Source organism: Alphaproteobacteria bacterium, assembly GCA_025800285.1.
Classification (GTDB): domain Bacteria; phylum Pseudomonadota; class Alphaproteobacteria; order JAOXRX01; family JAOXRX01; genus JAOXRX01.
The window spans coordinates 1-649 of the sequence record JAOXRX010000070.1 but is presented as its reverse complement, the minus strand read 5'-3'; the positions used below and the strand labels follow the sequence as shown (position 1 = coordinate 649).

At 28.7% G+C, this 649-nt stretch carries 1 protein-coding gene; it reads left to right on the top strand.

The genetic code is table 11. The annotated features are described in order from the left end of the window. Window positions 1–305: 305 nt before the first annotated feature. Window positions 306–470: a hypothetical protein gene (locus OIF36_04230; protein ID MCV6599665.1), complete on the top strand. Its 165-nt coding sequence runs from the start codon at window positions 306–308 to the stop codon at window positions 468–470. The last annotated feature ends 179 nt before the right edge of the window (window positions 471–649 follow it).

The window sequence follows — 649 nt, the reverse complement described above, 5'->3', positions numbered from 1 at the left end:
GAACACCAAAACCAAGACATGTTTTTGTATTTTTTGTCAACAATGCAAACCTTAACAACCAACTTTAAAATCCATTCTTTTATAATACTTTCAGTGTATCAACAGATCCAAGAACATTAACAAGATGCTATCTTGAAGTTGGTAATGGAAATGAATATCCAAGAATCCATTACAAACCAACAGAAGATCCTTCAAGAGTATTTCGCGATGTTAGGAAATATGTTAATGCAAATAATAATTTCCAAGGTGGAGCACTTCTGAATATTTCCAATTTCAGAAACTTGTATCCATTCATTTATTTTGATTTGACAAAACAGAAAACTGATATAAAAGATGGAGTTACAAAATTGGCTTTTCACTATGAACTATCAGGAGCTACAGCGACAGATTATATTATTTATGGAATTGTACTTAATGAACAAGAAGCAGAAATAGAGAAAGAAGGTGGAAAACTTTTGTTGAGAGGTTAAATACTTTTTTCAAATAATTATATTAAATTTAATATAATTATTAAATAAAATATGACAACTTATTCTGAATATGGAGTAAATTTGACAGATAATCAAAAAAGGAGTTTGGCTTCTGCTATGAATAATCGTACACCATTGACATTAAGATTAAAACATTCTAATCTAACAGGAAATGATGA